The organism is Burkholderia sp. MSMB1078WGS (assembly GCF_001528895.1).
GTDB lineage: Bacteria > Pseudomonadota > Gammaproteobacteria > Burkholderiales > Burkholderiaceae > Burkholderia.
On record NZ_LPDI01000038.1, the window covers coordinates 340429 to 359459 of the forward strand.

17 protein-coding genes are annotated in these 19031 nt (G+C 67.2%); 12 read left to right on the forward strand and 5 right to left on the reverse strand.

Annotated elements, in window-relative coordinates; translation table 11 throughout:
- Positions 1–66: 66 nt before the first annotated feature.
- Together WT24_RS10180 and WT24_RS10185 are read right to left on the reverse strand one after the other, a co-directional pair.
- Positions 67–1377, reverse strand: a complete 1311-nt coding sequence (locus tag WT24_RS10180) for an MFS transporter (RefSeq protein WP_059793003.1) — start codon at positions 1375–1377, stop codon at positions 67–69.
- 317 nt (positions 1378–1694) lie between these two features.
- On the reverse strand, positions 1695–2873 hold the full coding sequence (locus tag WT24_RS10185; protein WP_059499361.1) for a branched-chain amino acid ABC transporter substrate-binding protein: 1179 nt from the start codon (positions 2871–2873) through the stop codon (positions 1695–1697).
- 583 nt (positions 2874–3456) lie between these two features.
- Between WT24_RS10185 and WT24_RS10190 the strand changes: the two genes are divergently transcribed.
- A complete protein-coding gene (locus WT24_RS10190; RefSeq protein ID WP_059499360.1) occupies positions 3457–4251 on the forward strand; it encodes an AraC family transcriptional regulator in 795 nt (264 codons plus the stop codon).
- An 84-nt stretch (positions 4252–4335) separates the two neighbouring features.
- On the opposite strand, the gene WT24_RS10195 is transcribed toward WT24_RS10190, so the two are convergent.
- Together WT24_RS10195 and WT24_RS10200 are read right to left on the reverse strand one after the other, a co-directional pair.
- Complete coding sequence (locus WT24_RS10195) at positions 4336–4599, reverse strand: hypothetical protein (protein ID WP_006489463.1); 264 nt, start codon at positions 4597–4599, stop codon at positions 4336–4338.
- A gap of 266 nt (positions 4600–4865) precedes the next feature.
- Positions 4866–6758 (reverse strand): bifunctional sugar phosphate isomerase/epimerase/4-hydroxyphenylpyruvate dioxygenase family protein, encoded by a 1893-nt coding sequence (locus WT24_RS10200; RefSeq protein ID WP_059793008.1) that lies wholly within the window; start codon positions 6756–6758, stop codon positions 4866–4868.
- Positions 6759–7014: 256 nt separating this feature from the next.
- Here WT24_RS10200 and aroQ point away from each other — a divergent pair, with 256 nt between their 5' ends.
- From aroQ to WT24_RS10215, 3 genes are read left to right on the forward strand one after another with little or no spacing between them, the layout of a single operon-like run.
- On the forward strand, positions 7015–7470 hold the full coding sequence (aroQ, locus tag WT24_RS10205; RefSeq protein WP_027781502.1) for a type II 3-dehydroquinate dehydratase: 456 nt from the start codon (positions 7015–7017) through the stop codon (positions 7468–7470).
- Complete coding sequence (locus WT24_RS10210) at positions 7467–8321, forward strand: shikimate dehydrogenase (protein ID WP_059499358.1); 855 nt, start codon at positions 7467–7469, stop codon at positions 8319–8321. Before aroQ ends, WT24_RS10210 begins: the two co-directional genes overlap by 4 nt.
- A 40-nt stretch (positions 8322–8361) precedes the next feature.
- Complete coding sequence (locus WT24_RS10215; RefSeq protein ID WP_059499357.1) at positions 8362–9705, forward strand: MFS transporter; 1344 nt, start codon at positions 8362–8364, stop codon at positions 9703–9705.
- A 101-nt stretch (positions 9706–9806) separates the two neighbouring features.
- Here WT24_RS10215 and WT24_RS10220 read toward each other — a convergent pair whose 3' ends face one another.
- Positions 9807–10916: a 2-aminoethylphosphonate--pyruvate transaminase gene (locus WT24_RS10220; RefSeq protein ID WP_060033209.1), complete on the reverse strand. Its 1110-nt coding sequence runs from the start codon at positions 10914–10916 to the stop codon at positions 9807–9809.
- Between WT24_RS10220 and WT24_RS32495 the strand changes: the two genes are divergently transcribed.
- The 8 genes from WT24_RS32495 to WT24_RS10255 are packed head-to-tail and all read left to right on the forward strand — an operon-like array spanning position 10915 to position 18468.
- A complete protein-coding gene (locus WT24_RS32495; RefSeq protein ID WP_257126940.1) occupies positions 10915–11175 on the forward strand; it encodes a hypothetical protein in 261 nt (86 codons plus the stop codon). The genes WT24_RS10220 and WT24_RS32495 overlap by 2 nt on opposite strands.
- Position 11176: 1 nt before the next feature.
- Positions 11177–12268: a 2-aminoethylphosphonate ABC transporter substrate-binding protein gene (phnS, locus tag WT24_RS10225; protein WP_059499355.1), complete on the forward strand. Its 1092-nt coding sequence runs from the start codon at positions 11177–11179 to the stop codon at positions 12266–12268.
- A 34-nt stretch (positions 12269–12302) separates the two neighbouring features.
- Positions 12303–13406: a 2-aminoethylphosphonate ABC transport system ATP-binding subunit PhnT gene (gene phnT, locus WT24_RS10230; protein WP_034206097.1), complete on the forward strand. Its 1104-nt coding sequence runs from the start codon at positions 12303–12305 to the stop codon at positions 13404–13406.
- Positions 13384–14304: a 2-aminoethylphosphonate ABC transporter permease subunit gene (phnU, locus tag WT24_RS10235; RefSeq protein ID WP_060033212.1), complete on the forward strand. Its 921-nt coding sequence runs from the start codon at positions 13384–13386 to the stop codon at positions 14302–14304. The genes phnT and phnU overlap by 23 nt, the downstream gene beginning before the upstream one ends.
- The gene (phnV, locus tag WT24_RS10240; protein WP_060033216.1) at positions 14294–15154 is read left to right on the forward strand and encodes a 2-aminoethylphosphonate ABC transport system, membrane component PhnV; all 861 of its coding nucleotides are present in this window, start codon (positions 14294–14296) and stop codon (positions 15152–15154) included. The genes phnU and phnV overlap by 11 nt, the downstream gene beginning before the upstream one ends.
- The gene (phnA, locus tag WT24_RS10245; protein ID WP_060033219.1) at positions 15151–16458 is read left to right on the forward strand and encodes a phosphonoacetate hydrolase; all 1308 of its coding nucleotides are present in this window, start codon (positions 15151–15153) and stop codon (positions 16456–16458) included. The genes phnV and phnA overlap by 4 nt, the downstream gene beginning before the upstream one ends.
- A complete protein-coding gene (gene phnY, locus WT24_RS10250) occupies positions 16455–17909 on the forward strand; it encodes a phosphonoacetaldehyde dehydrogenase (RefSeq protein WP_060033222.1) in 1455 nt (484 codons plus the stop codon). Before phnA ends, phnY begins: the two co-directional genes overlap by 4 nt.
- A gap of 4 nt (positions 17910–17913) precedes the next feature.
- On the forward strand, positions 17914–18468 hold the full coding sequence (locus tag WT24_RS10255; protein ID WP_060033225.1) for a phosphonate degradation HD-domain oxygenase: 555 nt from the start codon (positions 17914–17916) through the stop codon (positions 18466–18468).
- Positions 18469–19031 lie beyond the last annotated feature (563 nt).

Consider the following 19031-nt stretch of genomic DNA (forward strand, 5'->3'; position numbering starts at 1 on the left):
GGCCGAATCCCGCACGCCGCGGGATTCGGCCCTTCGTTCATCCGGCGGGCGCGCGGGCGCCGGCGTTCAATGCGTGCCCTGCACTTCCTTCGCATCCTTCGAGAACTGCACGGCAATCGCGCCGAGCACGCAGATCGCCGCGACGTACACGACCGGTGCGAGCGGATTCGACTTCATCATCAGCGACACGATCACCGGCGTGAGGCCGCCGAAGATCGCATATGCGACGTTGTACGAGAACGAGATGCCCGAGAAGCGCACGACGGCCGGGAAGCTCTTCACCATCACGAACGGCACCGCGCCGATCGTGCCGACCATGAAGCCCGCGATCCCGTAGTAGAGCGGCAGCGTCGACGCATCGGCCGCGACCTGCACGAACAGCAGGTAGTAGCACGCGGCCAGCCCGATGCCGCCGATGCCGAGCACGCGCTTCGCGCCGATCCAGCCCGCGAGCGAACCCGCGGTGATGCAGCCGGCCGTCAGGCACAGCGTCGCGACGCTGTTCGCGAACAGCGTCGTCGCCGGCGCCAGGTGGAACTGCTTCTGCAGCAGCGCGGGCGTCATCAGGATCACGACGACGATCGCAGCCGACAGCATCCACGTGAGCAGCATCGACACGATCACCGCGCGGCCGTGGTCGCGCAATACCGCCTTCAGCGGAATCTCGGCCGCGAGCGCCTTCTTCGCCTTCATCTCGGCGAACACCGGCGTTTCATGCAGCCAGCGGCGCAGGTACACGGAGAACAGCCCGAACACGCCGCCGAGCAGGAACGGGATGCGCCACGCGAACGCGGCGACTTCGGCCGTCGAGTAGCGGCTGTTGATGCCGGCCGCGACGAGCGAGCCGAGCAGGATGCCGGCCGTCAGGCCCGCGGTCAGCGTGCCGCACGCGTAGCCGATATGGCGCGACGGCACGTGCTCGGACACGAACACCCACGCGCCCGGCACTTCGCCGCCGACCGCCGCACCCTGCAGCACGCGAAACAGCAGCAGCAACACCGGCGCGAGGATGCCGATCGTGTCGTAGGTCGGCAGCATGCCCATCAGCAGCGTCGGCACCGACATCATCAGCACGCTCAGCGTGAACATCCGCTTGCGGCCGAACAGGTCGCCGAAGTGCGCCATGATCACGCCGCCGAGCGGGCGCGCGAGATAGCCGGCCGCGAAAATGCCGAACGTCTGCAACTGGCGCAGCCAGTCGGGAATGTCGTGCGGGAAGAAGAGTTGTCCTATCGCCGGCGCGAAGAACACGAAGATGATGAAGTCGTAGAACTCGAGGGCGCCGCCGAGTGCGGCAAGGCCAAGGGTCTTGTAGTCGCTGCGCGTGAGCGCGCGTTCGGCGGCGCGAGGCACACCGCTCAATTCGGAAGCTTGCATGGTCAGGACGATCGGTTTTCGAATGTTGTTGTCGGTGCTGCGTCTCCAGAGCCCGCTATCGGCATGGACTGACAAGGCGCGGCTTGCGTCGTCGAAGCATGCCGCGTGCCGGGTGAGGCACGCAACACGCGCCGCCGCACCGGGATGGGGCACGGCGGAGACGAGGCGTCAAAGCGGGTGGGGGGATTCTACAGGAGCGCGAAATGCCTGCACGCGGGCGCGTGCCGGGAACGGCTTCGGACCATGCAGCCGAAGCGCGCGCGGCGCCGGCGGCCGGTGAGCCGCTGGCGCGCCGCGCGAGGCAGGGGCCCGCGTAATCAGTTGCCGGCGATCGTGTCGACCGGCTTGAACGCGCCGCGCTCGACCTTGTAGATCGTCACCGGCGCATCCTTCAGGTCGCCCTTCGGGTCGTACGCGATGCTCGCGGCCGACACGCCCTTGATCGACACCTTGCCGAGGTACGGCGTGTACACCTTCGGATCGGTCGAATTCGCTTCCTTCATCGCGGTGAGCAGCGCGATCGTTCCGTCGTACGAGTACGGCGAGTACGTGATCACGTCTTCGTTGAAGCGCGCCTTGTAGCGTGCGGCGTAGCCGGAGAAGCCCGGCATCTTTTCCTTCGGCAGCCCGCCCATGTAGACGATCGCGCCTTCGGCCGCGTCGCCGCCGACCTTCAGGAACGTCGGCGAGCGCGACATCTCGCCCGTCACGAATGCCGACTTCATCCCGAGCTGGCGCATCTTGCGGATCATCGGCGACGATTGCGCATCGCCGCCGCCGTAGAAGACCGCGTCCGGATTCACGCCCTTCAGGTTGGTCAGGATCGCCGAGAAATCGAGCGCCTTGTCGTTCGTGAAGTCGCGCTTGACGATCGTGCCGCCGGCCGCTTCCACGGCCTTCGCGAATTCGTCGGCGATGCCCTGGCCGTAGGCCGTGCGGTCGTCGATGATCGCGATGCGCTTGAAGCGCAGCGTCTTCACCGCGTACGTGCCGACGATGCGGCCGGCCTGCGCGTCGCTCGTCAGCAGCCGGTAGGTCGTCTTGTAGCCGCGCGCCGTGTATTGCGGCGACGTCGCCATCGAGATCTGCGGCAGCCCCGCGCGATCGTACAGGTCGGACGCGGGGATGCTGGTGCCCGAGTTGAAGTGGCCGATGATCCCGCGGACGTTGTCGTCGATCAGCCGCTGCGCGACCGTCGTGCCGGTGCGCGGGTCGGCCTGGTCGTCCTGCGAGTCGAGCTGGAACGTGACCGGCTTGCCGCCGATCGTCGGATGCGTCGCGTTGAAATCGGCGATCGCGAGCTGCACGCCCTTCTGCATGTCCGTGCCGTAATTCGACTGCGGGCCGGTCAGCGGTGCGGCGAAACCGATCTTGACGACGTCGGCGGCGACGGCGTGCGCGCCCGACAGTGCGCAGGCGGCGGCCAGCGCGACGTGCGATACCTTCAGCTTCACTTTCACTTCCCCTTGATGGCGTGGTTGGGCCGCCGCCGGCATGCGGGCCGGCGCCGGTAAACCGGGCGAGACGTATCGGTCCGCAGGCCGACGTGCAGGCCGTGCGTGCTTGTCGCGTGCTGCGCGCGCTGTGCCGGAATCGGCGTGTGCGGCGGCGGATGCGGTCGGCCGCGCGTGCCGATTGCGGCAGCGGCGGGATGTCGTCTCGCGACCGTGAAGCGAAGTCTAGATAGCGAAAATGCGTGCGTCTTGCGCGTTCGATGCGTGGCCGGCGACGATATCGGCATATCGTCGATAACCCTGATATATGCCGAAATCGTCATGGCGAATGCGCAAACCCGCCAAGACGCGGGCCGTCGGCATTTTTAGGATGACGGATTCGGGTGCGTTGCGCCGGCGTGTCGATGCGCTGCGGCGGCAGCGGTGCAAGCGGAGCGACTGCCGGCCGCGCACGGCCGCGTAGTGGCGTAGTAGTTGCGTGCGCAACTTGTCCAGCCGACCGACGGACGGCCGGGACACGCGATGCAACCGGCCGTCGTCTTGCCTGCCCCGCGTTCGGCGCGACGCGATCTAAGGGGCGCTCCTATAATCGACGCCATCTGCCACTCGCTTCGCGGTTGCCGGGATGACGACCTTGCTTGCCGTACCGCCCATGAGCCTGTCCGACACATTGCGCTACCAGCCCGACAACGCCGATCTCGGTGCGATGCTCGCGCATTTCCGCCTGCTCGAACCGGTATTCGATGCGCTGCCGGATGTTGCGTTCTTCGTGAAGGACGGGAGCGGCCGCTACGCGCTCGTCAATCGCACGCTGGCGATGCGCTGCGGCTACAAGGACAAGCGCGACCTGCTCGGCAAGACGGCCGACGAGGTGTTTCCGCGCCGCTTCGGCCGGAGTTACTTCGAGCAGGACATGGCGACGATCAACGCCGGCCAGCAGTTGATGGACCAGCTCGAGCTGCACCTGTATCCGGGCCGCCAGCCGGGCTGGTGCCTGACCTGCAAGGAGCCGCTGCGCGACGCCGCGGGCCGGGTGGTCGGCCTCGCGGGCATCTCGCGCGACCTGAAGGCGCACGAGGGATCGCACCCGGCGTACAGCCGGCTCGCCGACGTGGTCCAGCACATCCAGGATCACTACGTGCAGCCGCTGAACCTGAAGCAGCTCGCGCAGATGGCCGGGATGTCGGTCGCGCAGCTCGAACGCTACTTCCACAAGGTGTTCCACCTGACGCCGCGCCAGGTGCTGCTGAAGACGCGGCTCGACGCGGCCACCGCGCTGCTGGTCACCCACGACAAGGTGACCGACGTCGCGGCGCTATGCGGCTACACGGATCACAGCGCGTTCACGCGCCAGTTCAAGGCGACGGTCGGCGTGACGCCGACGGAATACCGGTTGATGCTGCAGGAACGGGCAGGGTGACGCCACTCGCCGGCGTGGCCGGCGGGTCGCGGGGATCGGTGTCGTGCGGGAAGGGGGAAAGAGGGAAAGGGTGAAAGCGGCGGCTCAGCGGTAGCCGAGCCCTTTCAGGACGGCCGTGCCGTCTTCGGTCAGCCGGAAGCTCGGGGCCGTATCGGGGTCGAGCTTGACCATTTCGACGAGGCCGGCTTCCTGCAGCGCGGGCAATTCGGGTTTGGCGTTCGCGCCGATCGGTGCATGCAGCAGCACGAGCAACGTCGCGATTTCATGATGACTGAGCAGGCGGCGCAGCATCGTCTTCTTTGCAGGGGGCGCGGCCGGGCGGCCCGCGGGTGCTTCTACGGCGCTCATCGCTTTCCTCCTTTTCAAGATAACCATCGAGTACTGGTTGCGGATGGTGCCGTCGAAGACTTAAGCGATTCTTAAAACCGTGGCGGGAGACGCAATGCTGCACTGCGGCACGGGTTACCGGATGTAACGTCGGACGTTGCGCGGCTTCCGGCACGACCGCGGGCCGGAAGCGCTTTGTCACGATGGCGCGGGCGAGCGGTGCCCGTCCGGTCGACTGCCGAAGTGCGAGCGCGGTCGCGCCCCAAACGCCGGTTCGCGTCCGCTCCTTATTTCCTGCGCTGCGCCTGCGCGGCGAGCCGCACGGCCGCATTCGCGGCGCCGTAGCCGTCGTACCCGCCGCGCCGCTCGACGATCTCGAGCGAGAAGCGGTTGTCGACCAGTTCCGTATACGCATGCAGGAATTCGCCGCCCTGTTCGTCGCGGTCGTAGAGCAGGTGGTGCGTGCTCAGCGTGTCGATCAGTTCGTCCGGCAACGCGTAACGCGCGGCGAGATCGTCGTAGTAGTTGGCCGGAATGCGCAGGAACGGCACGCCGTCGGCCGCGAACGCGGCGACCGTCTTCACGATGTCGTCCGTGCGGAACGCGACGTGGTTCAGCCCGGTGCCGTGGTAGCGGTCGAGCGATTCGGCAACGGCCGTGTGGCGGTCGACCGATGCGTTCAGCGCGATCCGTACCGAGCCGTCGGCGCTGCGCACCGCGCGGCTGCGCATCAGCCCGTACGGGTCGGGCACGAGCCAGCTGCGCTCGGCTTCGAAGCCGAATGCGGTCTTGAAGAACAGGATCCACGTGTCGAGCGCGTCGGCCGGCAGCGCGAGGCACACGTGATCGATGCCCGTCAGCGGGCCGACTTCGCTCGGGCCGTCGATGTCGGTCAGTACGAAGTCCGATTCATACAGCGTCGGCGCATCCGGCGCTTCGTCGACGAAATATTCGAGGCTGCCGTCCGGCGCCTTCACGCTCGGCAGCACGCGTTCGTTCGGCCCGACCCGGCCCGAGAACGGCGCGTAGCCGAAGCCGGCTGCGCGTTCGAACGCCACTTTGGCGTCGTCGACGCGGAACGCCGACGCGCACAGCGACAGCCCGTGCTGCTGGAAGAACGCATCGGCGAACGAGTCGCGCTCGGCGTTCAGCACGATCGATGCGGCGCCGTGCTGGAACAGCGTCACGTCCTTCGAGCGATGCCGGCCGGCGAGCCGGAAACGCATCCGGCCGAGCCATTCGCCGACGGTTGCCGCCGCCTGCGCGTCGACCGCGAATTCGATGAACTGGAACCCGACGTGCGCCGGCGGCGCGGGCGGTGCGAACAGCGGCTGGCCGGCGGCCGGCGCGCGACCCTCCTGTGCGAGCCGCGCGCGTGTCAGGTCTTCCAGGTAGAGCAGCGAGCGATGGCCGTCCGCGGCCGTGAGCGCGGTCGGCGCTGCGCGGAAACCGTCGTTGAAGATCTCGAGCGACAGCGGCCCCGTATAACCCGACTCGATCACGCGCGCGGTGAAGCGCGCCAGGTCGAAGTCGCCCTGGCCCGGGAACGAGCGGTAGTGGCGGCTCCATTCGAGCACGTCCATCGCGAGCTTCGGCGCGTCGGCGATCTGCACGAACGCGATCCGGTTGCCGGGGATGTCGGCGATCGCGTCCGGCGAATCGTCGAGCGACAGCGTGTGGAAGCTGTCGAGCGCAAGGCCGAGGTGCGGGCTGTTCACCGCATTCACGAGCTGCCACGCGTGGCCGTACCGTTTCACGACGCGGCCCCACGCAAGCGCTTCGTACGCGGCGACCACACCGGCCTGCCGCGCGGCCTCGGCGAGCGCGCCGAGCTGATCGACGAGCAATCCGTCGTCGGCGATCGTATCGGCCGCCACACTGCTGCAGACGAGGATGCGGTCGGTGCCGAGCGCATGCATCACGTCGAACTTGCGCTTGATCCGGTCGAGATTGCGCGCGAGCTGGGCCGCGCTCACGCCCTCGAAGTCGCGAAACGGCTGGAACAGCACGATGTCGAGGCCGAGATCGGCGGCCATGCGCCGGACGTCGGCCGGCGATCCGTCGAAGTAGACGAGGTCGTTTTCGAAGATTTCGACGCCATCGAAGCCCGCAGCCTGGATGGCGGCGAGCTTCTCGGCGAGCGTGCCGGACAGGGACACGGTGGCGATCGAGCGCTGCATGGGCGATTCCTGCGGGTGAGCGGGGCATGGCACCGGTCGAACCGACCCTGAATGAACCAGTCGTTGAGTTCGGCGCGGGCGCCATATCCCGAATTTACTGGGCTAGTGATGCATATTGTACAAACTAACTAGATGGTACAAATTAGCGAAAACCCGAAAAGACATTGCGCTTGCGCAAGCGCACACTAGCGCCAAATCTTGACGTCAGGGGGCGGAGTCGGCTCACGATTCGCCCCCGTTTCTGGAGCAAAGTCACATGAGCAAGCACAAGGTGCTGGTGCTGAACGGCCCCAATCTGAATTTGCTGGGCACGCGCGAGCCCCACATCTACGGCGCGGAAACGCTCGCCGATCTCGAGCAGCGCTGCCGCACGGCGGCGGAAGGGCTCGGATTGGAAATCGAGTTCCGCCAGTCGAACGCCGAGCATCAACTGATCGACTGGCTGCATGCCGCGCGTCACGACACGCACGGTATCGTGATCAACCCGGCCGCCTATACGCATACGTCGGTGGCGTTGGCCGACGCGCTGTCCGCGATCGCGAAGCCGGTGATCGAGGTGCATATCTCGAACGTCCATCGTCGCGAGGCGTTTCGCCACCATTCGTATGTGTCGGCGATCGCCGAAGCCGTGATCTGCGGTTGCGGCACCGAAGGCTACGTGTTCGCGCTGCAGCGCCTGGCGACGCTGTTCGCGCAGGGAGCCGCCCGATGAGCCGCCCGTCGTTTCTGATCGGCCTGATCGGCCAGGGCATCGGCGGTTCGCTGTCGCCCGCGATGCACGAGGAAGAGGGATTCCGCCAGGGCTTCGGCTACGTGTACCGGCGCATCGATCTCGACGTGTTGGGCGTGAACGTCGACGCGCTGCCGCAGCTGCTCGAGGCCGCGCAGCGGATGGGCTACAACGGGCTGAACATCACGCACCCGTGCAAGCAGCGCGTGATCGAGCATCTCGACGCGCTGTCGGACGACGCGCGGGCACTCGGCGCGGTGAACACCGTGCTGTTCAAGGACGGCAAGCGGATCGGCCACAACACCGACTGGTCGGGCTTCGCGAAATCGTTCCGCCGCGGGCTGCCCGACGCGTCGCTCGAACGCGTCGTCCAGCTCGGCGCGGGTGGCGCGGGCGCGGCTGTCGCGCACGCGGCGCTGCAGATGGGCGCGGCCGAACTGACGATTTTCGACGTCGACGGCACGCGGGCCACCGCGCTGGCGGGCGAATTGCAGCAGCGCTTCCCCGCGGCCCGGGTCGCACCGGGTAACGATCTCGCGGCCGCGATGCGCGCCGCGACCGGCCTGATCCACGCAACGCCGACCGGCATGGTCAAGCATCCGGGCCTGCCGCTGCCGGCCGAGCTGCTCCACGCTGGCATGTGGGTGGCCGACATCGTGTATTTCCCGCTCGAAACCGAGCTGATCCACGCTGCCCGCGCGGCCGGCTGCGCGACGCTGCCGGGCGGCGGGATGGCCGTGTACCAGGCCGTCGACGCGTTCGAGCTCTTCACCGGACGCACGCCCGACGCCGAGCGGATGTTCGATCACTTTCAGTCGCTCGTCGCGCGCTGACCCCTTACAGATAGATACGGAAAGAGACCAGGAGACGACCATGCAGCACACCACCCACACGAGCGCCGCGCCGGCGCAGGCGGCCGGCACGGTCCGGCGCACGTCGGCGCGCTACAAGATCCTCGCGCTGCTCGCGATCGGCACGATGATCAACTATCTCGACCGCACCGTGCTGGGCGTGGCTGCGCCGCAGCTCACCAAGGAGCTCGGCATCAACGCGGCCGTGATGGGCATCATGTTCTCCGCGTTTTCGTGGACGTACGTGGCGATGCAGGTTCCCGGCGGCCTGTTCCTCGACCGCTTCGGCAGCAAGATCACCTACTACTGGTCGATGACGCTGTGGTCGCTGTGCACGTTCCTGCAAGGCTTCGTGCCGGGCGTCGCGACGCTGCTCGCGTGCCGCCTCGGCCTCGGCATCACCGAGGCGCCGTGCTTCCCCACCAACAGCCGCGTCGTCGCGACGTGGTTTCCGCAGAACGAACGCGCGATGGCGACGGGCACCTATACCGTCGGCGAATACATCGGCCTCGCGTTCTTCAGCCCCGTGCTGTTCGCGCTGATGGGCGCATTCGGCTGGCGCTCGCTGTTCTGGGTCGTGGGCGCGGTCGGCATTGCGTTCGGCCTCGTCTGGTGGAAGCTCTACCACGAGCCGCGCAACCATCCGGGCGCGAACGCGGCGGAGCTGGCTTATATCGAGGCGGGCGGCGGTCTCGTGCACGGCGTGCGCAAGACCGACGACAAGAGCGGCAAGGCCGCGCAGCCGAAGTTCAGCTGGGCGATGGCCGGCAAACTGCTGAAGAAGCGCCAGCTCGCGGGCATCTGCCTCGGCCAGTTCGCCGGCAACTCGACGCTCGTGTTCTTCCTGACCTGGTTCCCGACCTATCTGGCAACCGAGCGCCACATGGGCTGGCTGAAGATCGGCTTCTTCGCGGTGATGCCGTTCATCGCCGCGTCGGTCGGCGTGATGTTCGGCGGAATCTTCTCCGACTGGCTGCTGCGCCGCGGCAAGTCCGCGAACCTCGCGCGCAAGCTGCCGATCATCGCGGGCCTGCTGCTCGCGTCGACGATCATTCTCGCGAACTACGTGCAGAGCAACGAAGCGGTGATCGCGATCATGTCCGTCGCGTTCTTCGCGCAGGGGATGGCCGCACTCGGCTGGACGCTCGTGTCGGACATCGCGCCGGACGGCCTGCTCGGCGTGACGGGCGGCATCTTCAACTTCGCGGCGAACCTCGCCGGCATCATCACGCCGCTCGTCGTCGGCGTCATCGTCGCGTCGACCGGCTCGTTCGTCGGCGCGCTCGTGTTCATCGGCGTGATCGCGCTGGTCGGCGCGCTGTCGTACATCTTCGTCGTCGGCGACATCAAGCGGATCGAGTTGTAAGGACCGGTTCCCCGCACATTCGGTGCGTTCGCCCGGCGGCCGATCGGCCGTCGGGCGTTTTTATTTGCGCGTGCCGGCCGCCGGCTGGCTCGTACGCAATTTCATGCGTGCTGCATCGCGATGCCGAGCGATTCGACCGCGGCCGCGATGGCGGCGACCGCACGCCGGATATCGTTCGCGTCGATCGCGCCGATGCAGCCGACGCGGAACGTCTCGAGGCGCGTGAGCTTGCCCGGATACAGGATGAAGCCCGCGTCGCGCACCGCGTCGTAGAAGCGGCGGAAATCGTAGGCCGGATGGTCGGGCGCGTGGAACGTGACGATCACCGGCGCTTGCACGCTGGCGTCGAGGAACGGCACGAAGCCGAGCGCGCGCATCGATTCGACCAGCGTCCGGCAGTTGTCCGCATAGCGGGCGCCGCGCGCCGGCTGGCCGCCTTCGGCGAGGTACTGGTCGAGCGCGGCGCGCAACGCGGCGATCACGTGCGTCGGCGGCGTGAAGCGCCATTGCCCGGTCTTGCGCAGATACGCGTACTGATCGTGGAGATCGAGCGCGAGCGACGGCGAGTTGCCTTCGCTCGCGTCGAGCGCATCGCGCCGCACGATCGCGAACCCCATTCCCGGCACGCCTTCGAGGCATTTGCCGCTGGCCGAGATCAGCGCGTCGATGCCGCTGTCCGCCAGCGCGATCGGCAGCGCGCCGAACGAACTCATCGCATCGACGATCAGCCGCTTGCCGTGCCGCCGGCACGCGGCCGCGATCGCATCGAGCGGATTCAGGATCCCGGCGCTCGTTTCCAGGTGCACGAGCGCGACGTGCGTGATGCGCGGCTCGCGTGCGAACGCGGCTTCGACGGCCGCGGCTTCGACAGCCGCGTCTTCGCCGAACGGCAACGCGATCGCGTCGATACCGAGCCGGCCGAGAATCTTCAGGATGCGCGCGCAATACGCGCCGTTGTCGGGAACCAGCACGACGCCGTCGCGCGGCACCAGCGTGCCGAGCGCGGCTTCGACCGAGAACGTGCCGCTGCCCTGCATCGGCACGCACACGTACGCGTCGCCGCCACCCGCGATGGCGACGAGGTCGGCACAGACGCTGGCCGTCAGTTGATTGAAAGCGGCATCCCACGACCCCCAGTCATGTTGCATTGCGTGGCGTGTTGTGGCGGACGTGGTGAGCGGGCCGGGCGTGAGCAGGATCGGGTCGGGCATGGTTTTTATCTCCGGCAAAGGGCGAATGAAACGCGGGACGGCATTTCTGAATGACTTGCATGATAGTGGCAAAATGTGTCATTTTTTGGAAATTGTGGCATTCGTCACGGGTTTGTCATCGAACGCTGTGATCCTTCGGTTGCCGCGCGACACCCAGCCTGAGCGCGGCAGCGAGGCGGGCCGCCAGGCGGCCTGCCCGGAGACGACAGGAGAGCCGGATCGTGCCCGGCCGTTTGGTGTTCCGCCTACGGAGAAGTGAGATGACACTGCAGAAACCCTCGCGCGCCGCTGCCGGCGCGTTCCGCAAGCTCGCGCTGGCCGCCTGCGCGGCCGGCCTGCTGCAAGGCGCCGCGATGCCGGCGCATGCGGCAAACGCGGTCGTGCTGTACACGGCGGACGGCCTCGAGAACCTCTATCGCGATGTGCTGCCGGCCTTCGAGAAGAAGGAAGGCGTGAAGGTCAACATCGTGACGGCAGGCAGCGGCGAGGTGGTGAACCGCGCGAACATCGAGAAGAATTCCCCGAAGGCCGACGTGATCGTCACGCTGCCGCCGTTCATCCAGCAAGCCGGCCAGATGGGCCTGCTGCAGCCGTACCAGAGCGTGAACTACAAGAACGTGCCGGCCATCGCGAAGGCCGAGGACGGCACGTGGGCGACCTTCGTGAACAACTACTTCTCGTTCGCGATCAACCCGGACGTCGTGAAGAACCAGCCGAAGACGTTCGCCGACCTGCTCGCGCCGGCCTACGCCGGCAAGGTCGCGTACTCGAACCCGGCCACGGCCGGCGACGGGATGGCCGTGCTGATCCTGACGACGTCGCTGATGGGCGAGGACAAGGCCTTCGACTATCTCGCGAAGCTGTCGCAGAGCGTGAAGTTCCACACGAAGGGCACGGGCTACCTGAACGTGCTGTTGTCGCGTAACGAGATCAGCGTCGCGAACGGCGACCTGCAGATGGACCTCGACGACGCCGAGCACGGCGCGCTGTCCGTCAAGCCGATCTTCCTGGCCGCGAAGGACGGCGACCAGCCGACCACGTTCCAGCTCCCGTACGGCATCGGCCTGATCAAGAGCGGCCCGAACCAGGACGCCGGCCGCAAGCTGATCGACTACCTGATGTCGACGGAAGTGCAGTCGAAGGTGCCGGACATGTACGGCATCCCGGGCCGCACCGACGTGCCGCTGGCCGGCAAGAACGGCGAAGCGGTCAAGAAGGCGATCGCGGGCGTGAAGCTGATTCCGGTCGACTGGACCCAGGTGATGGCGAAGAAGCCGGTGTGGATCGAGCGCTGGAAGAAGGACGTGATCGGCAGCTCGGGCAAGCAGCTCGACGTCGTCAAGCCGAAGTGACCGGCGCACGCCGCCAGTATCAGCGAGCAAGAGGATGAACCCGGTGGAAACCACCCTGACCCATCCCGGCGCATTCGGCGCCGCCGAACCGCACGCGACGCTGCGGTCCGGCGCGCCGGGCGGCGTGCAGATCGAACACCTGAGCGTGCGCTACGGCGCACGCACGGTACTCGACGATCTGTCGCTGTCGATCGGCGCCGGTGAATTTCTGACCGTGCTCGGCAAGAGCGGCTGCGGCAAGACCACGCTGCTGCGCTTCATCGCCGGGTTCGTGAAGGCCGACGGCCTGACCGGCACGCTGACCGTTGCCGGACGCGACCTCACCTATGCGCCGCCGCACAAGCGCAACCTCGGTCTGCTGTTCCAGAATTACGCGCTGTTCCCGCACCTGTCGGTGTTCGAGAACGTCGCATTCGGGCTGCGCGCACGCGGCATGGCGTCGTCGGAAGTGACGCGCCGCGTCGCCGATGCGCTCAAGCTCGTGCAACTCGGCGATGCCGGCCACCATCTGCCCGCGCAACTGTCGGGCGGGATGCAGCAGCGCGTCGCGCTGGCCCGCGCGCTCGTGATCGAGCCCGACGTGCTGCTGCTCGACGAGCCGCTGTCGGCGCTCGACGCCAACCTGCGTGCGTCGGTGCGCAGCGAACTGAAGGCGTTGCACGAGCGCTTGCCGAACCTGACCGTCGTCTGCGTGACGCACGACCGCGACGACGCGCTCGTGCTGTCCGATCGCGCGCTGCTGATGCGCGACGGCCACATCGCGCAGCTCGGCACGCCGCAGCAGTTGTACGACGCGCCGCGCGACGGTTACGTCGCGCGCTATCTCGGCCCGGCGAACCTGCTGCCGCCGCACGTGATTTTTCCGCTCGGCGATCCGCGCCACGAGGTGCGCGGCAAGGTCGCATGCGTGCGTCCCGAGCGGCTGACCGTGATGCCGCCCGCGGCGGGCGGCCTGCACGGCACCGTATCGTCGGTCGAATGGCAGGGCGCGGATCTGTCGATCGCGGTCGTGATCGACGCGGCGCCCGACGAGCCCGTGCGCGTCACGATGCAACGCGGCCGCGGCGCGGCCCCCGAGCGCGGTGCGCGCGTGTCCCTGCATTGCGAGGCAGACGATGTCGTCCTTATCGAGCCCTGAAACCAGCCTGCCGCCGCACGTGCTCGCGTCGGCCGCCGCGCATGCCGCCGCCGCGCGGCGCCGCAGGCGCATGGGCGACCTGCACCTGGCCGCGCTCGCGATCGTCGTGCTCGGCCCGCTCGTCGTCTATCCGCTGGTGAAGCTCGTGCTGCTGAGCGTCTCGGGCGATCACGGGTTGAGTTTCGCCGCGTACCGGACTTTCTTCGGCAATCCCGACACGCGCAACGTGCTGCTGACGACGCTCGGCGTCCTGTTCGCGAGCGCCGGCACCGCGTCGGTGCTCGGCGTGCTGCTGGCTGCGCTGCTGTTCTTCAGGCCGTTCCCGGGCGCGTCGCTCGTTACGCGCTTCCTGGAGCTGTACGTCGCGTTTCCGTCGTTCCTCGTCGCGTTCACGCTGATCTTCCTGTACGGTTCGCAGGGTTCGATCAGCATCGCGCTGCAGCACCTGCTCCATCTCGAGAACCCGCCGCTCGACTTCCTGTTCGGGATCGGCGGCGTGATCCTTGCACAGACCGTGTTCTACACGCCGTTCGTCGTGCGGCCGACGCTTGCGTCGTTCGCGACGCTCGACCTGCGGTTGATCGAAGCTGCGCGCAGCCTCGGCGCGCCCGGCTGGATGCTCGCGCGCCGCGTCGTGCTGCCGATCGCGTGGCCGGGTATCGCCGCCGGCACCGTGTTGTGCTTCCTGCTGACGCTGAACGAATTCGGGATTCTGCTCGTGCTCGGCAGCGCGCGGCTCGTGACGCTGCCGGTCGCAATCTACAGCAGCGCGACCGTCGATCTCGATCTGCCGACCGCGTCGGCCGGCGCCGTCGTGATGTTGTCGTTGTCGCTGGCGCTGTATACGGTTTATCGCCGGGTGAACCGGCGTGCGACGGGAGGAAACGATGTCCGCTGAATTCCGTATCGGGCACGCCGTGCCGCGCCACCCGATCGGCTGGACCGACGCGCTGCTCAAGCATGCGTCGCGCGTCGCGCTCGCGCTGGCCGCATTCGCATGCTTCTGGCTGTTCGTGCTGCCGGTAATCGTCGTCGCGCTGTCGAGCGTGTCGACGCAGTGGTCGGGCACGATCCTGCCGGCCGGCTACAGCCTGCGCTGGTTCGAGCGGCTCGGCTCGCAGGAATACGACGCGCTGCTGACGAGCCTCGAAATCGGCTTCGGCGTATCGGCGCTCGGCACGATTCTCGGGCTGTGGCTGGCGCTCGCGCTCGAAGGGCGCGACCGGCGCGGCCTCGGCGCGGTCGTCGACGCGCTCGTGATGGTGCCGAACGGCGTACCGAGCGTCGTGCTCGGGCTCGCGGTGCTGATCGCGTATCACCAGAAGCCGCTCGACCTGTCGAGCTCGGCGGCGATCGTCGTGCTGGTGCAACTGGCGCTGATTTTGCCGTTCTGCTATCGCTGCGCCGCCGCCGCGTTGCGTCCGGAGCTGACCGTGCTGCGCGAGGCAGCCGCGAGCCTGGGTGCGCCGCCCGCGATGGTGCTGCGCCGCGTGCTGCTGCCGCAACTCGTGCCGGCGCTGCGCGCGAGCCTCGCGCTCGGTTTTGCGCTGTCGCTCGGCGAGCTCGGCGCGACGCTCACGGTTTATCCGCCCGGCTTCGCGACCGTGCCGATCGTCGTGATCGGCCAGGTGGAGCGCGGCTATTACCTGCCGGCGTCGGCGCTGTCGCTGCTGATGCTCGGCGCGTCGCTCGCGGCGCTGCTGCTGATCGCCGCGCGCGTGCCGCGCGGCACGCGGGCGGCATCATGAACGCCGCGTTCGCGTTGCGCCATCCCGGCGATGCGTCGCCCGCCGGCGCGTCGACCGGTCTCGCCGGACGCTCGATCGACGTCAATGGCCGGTGCTATCGGCTGCCGGTCGAGCCGACCGTCGTCGTCTGTGTCGACGGCTGCGAGTACGACTATCTCGAACGCGCGGTGGAAGCGGGCGTCGCGCCGTTCATCGGCCGGATGATCGCGGAAGGCACGGCCTGGCGCGCCGATTGCGTCGTGCCGACCTTCACCAACCCGAACAACCTGTCGATCGTCTGCGGCGTGCCGCCGTCGGTCCACGGCATCTGCGGCAACTATTTCTGGGATCCGGCCGCCGACGGCGGGCGCGGTGCCGAAGTCATGATGAACGACCCGGCCTATCTGCGGGCCGGCACGCTGCTCGCGGCGGCGGCCGACGTCGGCGTACGGGTGGCCGTCGTGACCGCGAAGGACAAGCTGCGCAGGCTGCTCGGCTGGCGGCTGAACGGCATCTGCTTTTCGGCCGAGAAGGCCGCACAGGCCAATCTCGCGGAAAACGGGATCGTCGACGTGCTCGACTGGGTCGGCCTGCCGTCGCCGGACGTGTACAGCGCGGCATTGTCCGAATTCGTGTTTGCGGCCGGCGTGCGGCTCGCGCAGACGCGCCAGGTCGACCTGATGTACCTGTCGACCACCGACTACGTGCAGCACAAGTGCGCGCCGGGCAGTGCCGGCGCGAACGCGTTCTACGCGATGATGGACGGCTACCTCGCCCAGCTCGACGCGCTCGGCTGGGCGATCGGCCTCACGGCCGATCACGGGATGAACGCGAAGCACGATCCGGCGACGGGCCGGCCGAACGTGATCTATCTGCAGGATGCCTTCGACGGCTGGTACGGCGCGCAGGCTGCGCGCGTGATCCTGCCGATCACCGATCCGTACGTCGTGCACCACGGTGCGCTCGGTTCGTTCGCGACGATCTACCTCGCGCCGGGTGTCGACCGGGCCGAGGCGATGTGGCGCGTCGGCGGCCTCGACGGCGTCGAACTCGTGCTCGACAACGCGGAAGCCGCCGCGCGCTTCGAACTGCCGGCCGACCGGATCGGCGATCTCGTCGTGATCGGCCGCCGCGACATGACGCTCGGCACGCGCGAGCGCGAACACGACCTGTCGGGCCTCACGGTGCCGCTGCGTTCGCATGGCGGCGTGTCCGAGCAGGAAGTGCCGCTGCTGTTCAATCGCCGTATCGAGCGGGACGATCCCGCACGTCGCCCGCGCAACTTCGACGTGTTCGATTTCGTGTTGAACCGGATCGCGACATGATGGCTCATCCGCGGCAGGATCATCCGTCGTTTCGTGAGGAAGCATTGCGCTGGCGCGGCACGCGCGCGATGCGCGAACGCACGCTCGACGTCACGGATCCATACACCGGAACACGCGTCGGCACCGCGCCGCTCGCCAGCGTCGACGACGTGCGCGCGGCGTTCGATTACGCGATGGCCTACCGGCCGATGCTCACGCGCTACGAACGTTCGCAGATTCTCGAACGTGCGGCTGCGCTGCTGCGCGAGCGCACCGAGGAGGCGTCCGACCTGATCACGCTCGAGTCGGGGCTGTCGAAACGGGATTCGCGCTACGAGATCGGCCGGGTGGCCGACGTGCTGAAGTTCGCGGCGGTCGAGGCGCTGCGCGACGATGCGCAGAGTTTCTCGTGTGACCTGACGCCCCACGGCAAGGCACGGCGCGTGTTCTCGCAGCGGCAGCCGCTCGACGGCGTGATCGTCGCGATTACGCCGTTCAATCATCCGATGAACCAGGTGGCGCACAAGGTCGCGCCGGCGATCGCGACCAACAATCGCGTGATCGTGAAGCCGTCGGAGAAGGTGCCGCTGTCGGCGTTCTATCTGGCCGACCTGTTATATGAAGCGGGGCTGCCGGAGCCGATGCTGCAGGTGCTGACCGGCGATCCGGCCGAGATCGCGGACGAACTCGTCACGCATCCGCATGCGTCGCTGATCACGTTCACGGGCGGCGTCGCGATCGGCAAGGCGATTGCCGCACGGGCCGGTTACCGGCGCATCGTGCTGGAACTGGGCGGCAACGATCCGCTGATCGTCCTTGCCGATGCCGATCTCGACCGCGCGGCGTCGCTCGCGGTGCTCGGCTCGTACCGGAATTCGGGCCAGCGCTGTACGGCCGTCAAGCGGATGCTGGTGCAGCGCTCGATCGCGCCCGCGTTCACCGAATTGCTCGTCGAGAAGACGCGCGCATGGAAATACGGCGATCCATTCGATCCAGCGAACGAAATGGGCACGGTGATCGACGAGGCAGCGGCACGGCTGTTCGAGGCGCGCGTGAACGAGGCGGTCGCGCAGGGGGCGCGCCTGCTGACCGGCAATGTGCGGCGCGGCGCGCTGTACGCGCCCACCGTGCTCGACAACGTCGATCCGTCGATGACGATCGTGCGTGAGGAGACCTTCGGCCCCGTCTCGCCCGTCATCGCGTTCGACACGATCGACGACGCGATCCGGATCAGCAACGGGACGGCGTTCGGGTTGTCGTCGGGTGTCTGTACGGACAGCACGGCGGCCGTCGTGCGGTTCGTGAACGAACTGAACGTCGGCACGGTGAACGTGTGGGAAGTGCCGGGATACCGGATCGAACTGTCGCCGTTCGGCGGCGTCAAGGATTCGGGGCTCGGCTACAAGGAAGGCGTTCAGGAGGCGATGAAGAGCTTCACGAACCTGAAGACGTTTTCGCTGCCTTGGGAGTAAACGAATGGCGCTGACGGTGGAAGAGATCCACGGGCTGTATCGCGAACATGGCCATGTGGCCTATAGCGGCGAACCGGTCACGCAGCTCGAGCATGCATTGCAGAGCGGATTGCTGGCGGAGTCGTCCGGCGCGGACGAAGCGCTGGTCGCGGCGGCGTTCCTGCACGACCTCGGCCATTTGCTGAATCGCCAGGGCGAGACGCCGAGTGCGCGCGGGATCGACGATCTGCATCAGTATTATGTGCTGCCGTTCCTGCGGCCGCTGTTCAACGATGCGGTGCTCGAGCCGATCCGGCTGCACGTCGACGCGAAGCGCTGTCTGTGCCGCACGGATGCCGGCTACGTCGAGAGCCTGTCGCCGGACTCGGTGCGCAGTCTGGCGTTACAGGGCGGCGTCTTCAGTGAAGAGGAGGCAGCAGCGTTCCTGCTGCGCCCGTTTGCGGAGGACGCTTTGCGCCTGCGCCGCTGGGACGACACGGCGAAGGAGGAAGGCAAGGTGACACCGGATCTCGATCACTATATGGAGATCGTCGCGCGCCAGGTGCGCGCGGCCTCCTGACGGTTCGGCTGCTTCTACTTCTATATAAGGCGCCGCACGCGTCAGCGTGCGGCGCCTTATATTTTTTGCGAAACCCCTTGCGCGATTGCCGGCGGATGCATAGAATCACGCCTCTTTCGCGCTAACGGAAACGCAGCGCGGGAGGAAGGGAAGCGGTGCTGTTGGGGTTCGGAAGTAGCGAGCCCGACAGCGCAGGAAGATGACCCCGCAGTCGCAACGATGTCGTGCAGAAAGTTGTTGACGCGCTGCGAAACACGGTTCATAATCTCGCTTCTCTGCTGCTGAAAACGCAGCGCTGCTGAGGGGTTCAGGATCCCTCGCAGAATGCTCTTTAAAAATTAACAGCCGATAAGTGTGGGCGCTTGATGAAAGCGAGCTGATCCTCGGATCAGATAGCAAAAGTATCAAGAGTCTCACACTAAAGTAAGTCAGGTTTATGAAGTGATTCATATTCCTGTCAGCTTTGAGTGAGCGACCGGTTCGAAAGAACCGAAAACAGTAACAGGTTTGAACTGAAGAGTTTGATCCTGGCTCAGATTGAACGCTGGCGGCATGCCTTACAC

Coding starts and splice junctions, on each gene's coding strand:
- WT24_RS10210 (WP_059499358.1), top strand. CDS start 7,467: ATGAGCCGCCCGTCGTTTCTGATCGGCCTGATCGGCCAGGGCATCGGC.
- WT24_RS10215 (WP_059499357.1), top strand. CDS start 8,362: ATGCAGCACACCACCCACACGAGCGCCGCGCCGGCGCAGGCGGCCGGC.
- WT24_RS10220 (WP_060033209.1), bottom strand. CDS start 10,916: ATGCCCGACCCGATCCTGCTCACGCCCGGCCCGCTCACCACGTCCGCC.
- phnU (WP_060033212.1), top strand. CDS start 13,384: ATGTCGTCCTTATCGAGCCCTGAAACCAGCCTGCCGCCGCACGTGCTC.
- phnV (WP_060033216.1), top strand. CDS start 14,294: ATGTCCGCTGAATTCCGTATCGGGCACGCCGTGCCGCGCCACCCGATC.
- WT24_RS10180 (WP_059793003.1), bottom strand. CDS start 1,377: ATGCAAGCTTCCGAATTGAGCGGTGTGCCTCGCGCCGCCGAACGCGCG.
- phnT (WP_034206097.1), top strand. CDS start 12,303: ATGAACCCGGTGGAAACCACCCTGACCCATCCCGGCGCATTCGGCGCC.
- aroQ (WP_027781502.1), top strand. CDS start 7,015: ATGAGCAAGCACAAGGTGCTGGTGCTGAACGGCCCCAATCTGAATTTG.
- phnS (WP_059499355.1), top strand. CDS start 11,177: ATGACACTGCAGAAACCCTCGCGCGCCGCTGCCGGCGCGTTCCGCAAG.
- WT24_RS10255 (WP_060033225.1), top strand. CDS start 17,914: ATGGCGCTGACGGTGGAAGAGATCCACGGGCTGTATCGCGAACATGGC.
- WT24_RS10195 (WP_006489463.1), bottom strand. CDS start 4,599: ATGAGCGCCGTAGAAGCACCCGCGGGCCGCCCGGCCGCGCCCCCTGCA.
- WT24_RS32495 (WP_257126940.1), top strand. CDS start 10,915: ATGGTTTTTATCTCCGGCAAAGGGCGAATGAAACGCGGGACGGCATTT.
- phnY (WP_060033222.1), top strand. CDS start 16,455: ATGATGGCTCATCCGCGGCAGGATCATCCGTCGTTTCGTGAGGAAGCA.
- WT24_RS10200 (WP_059793008.1), bottom strand. CDS start 6,758: ATGCAGCGCTCGATCGCCACCGTGTCCCTGTCCGGCACGCTCGCCGAG.
- WT24_RS10185 (WP_059499361.1), bottom strand. CDS start 2,873: ATGCCGGCGGCGGCCCAACCACGCCATCAAGGGGAAGTGAAAGTGAAG.
- WT24_RS10190 (WP_059499360.1), top strand. CDS start 3,457: ATGACGACCTTGCTTGCCGTACCGCCCATGAGCCTGTCCGACACATTG.
- phnA (WP_060033219.1), top strand. CDS start 15,151: ATGAACGCCGCGTTCGCGTTGCGCCATCCCGGCGATGCGTCGCCCGCC.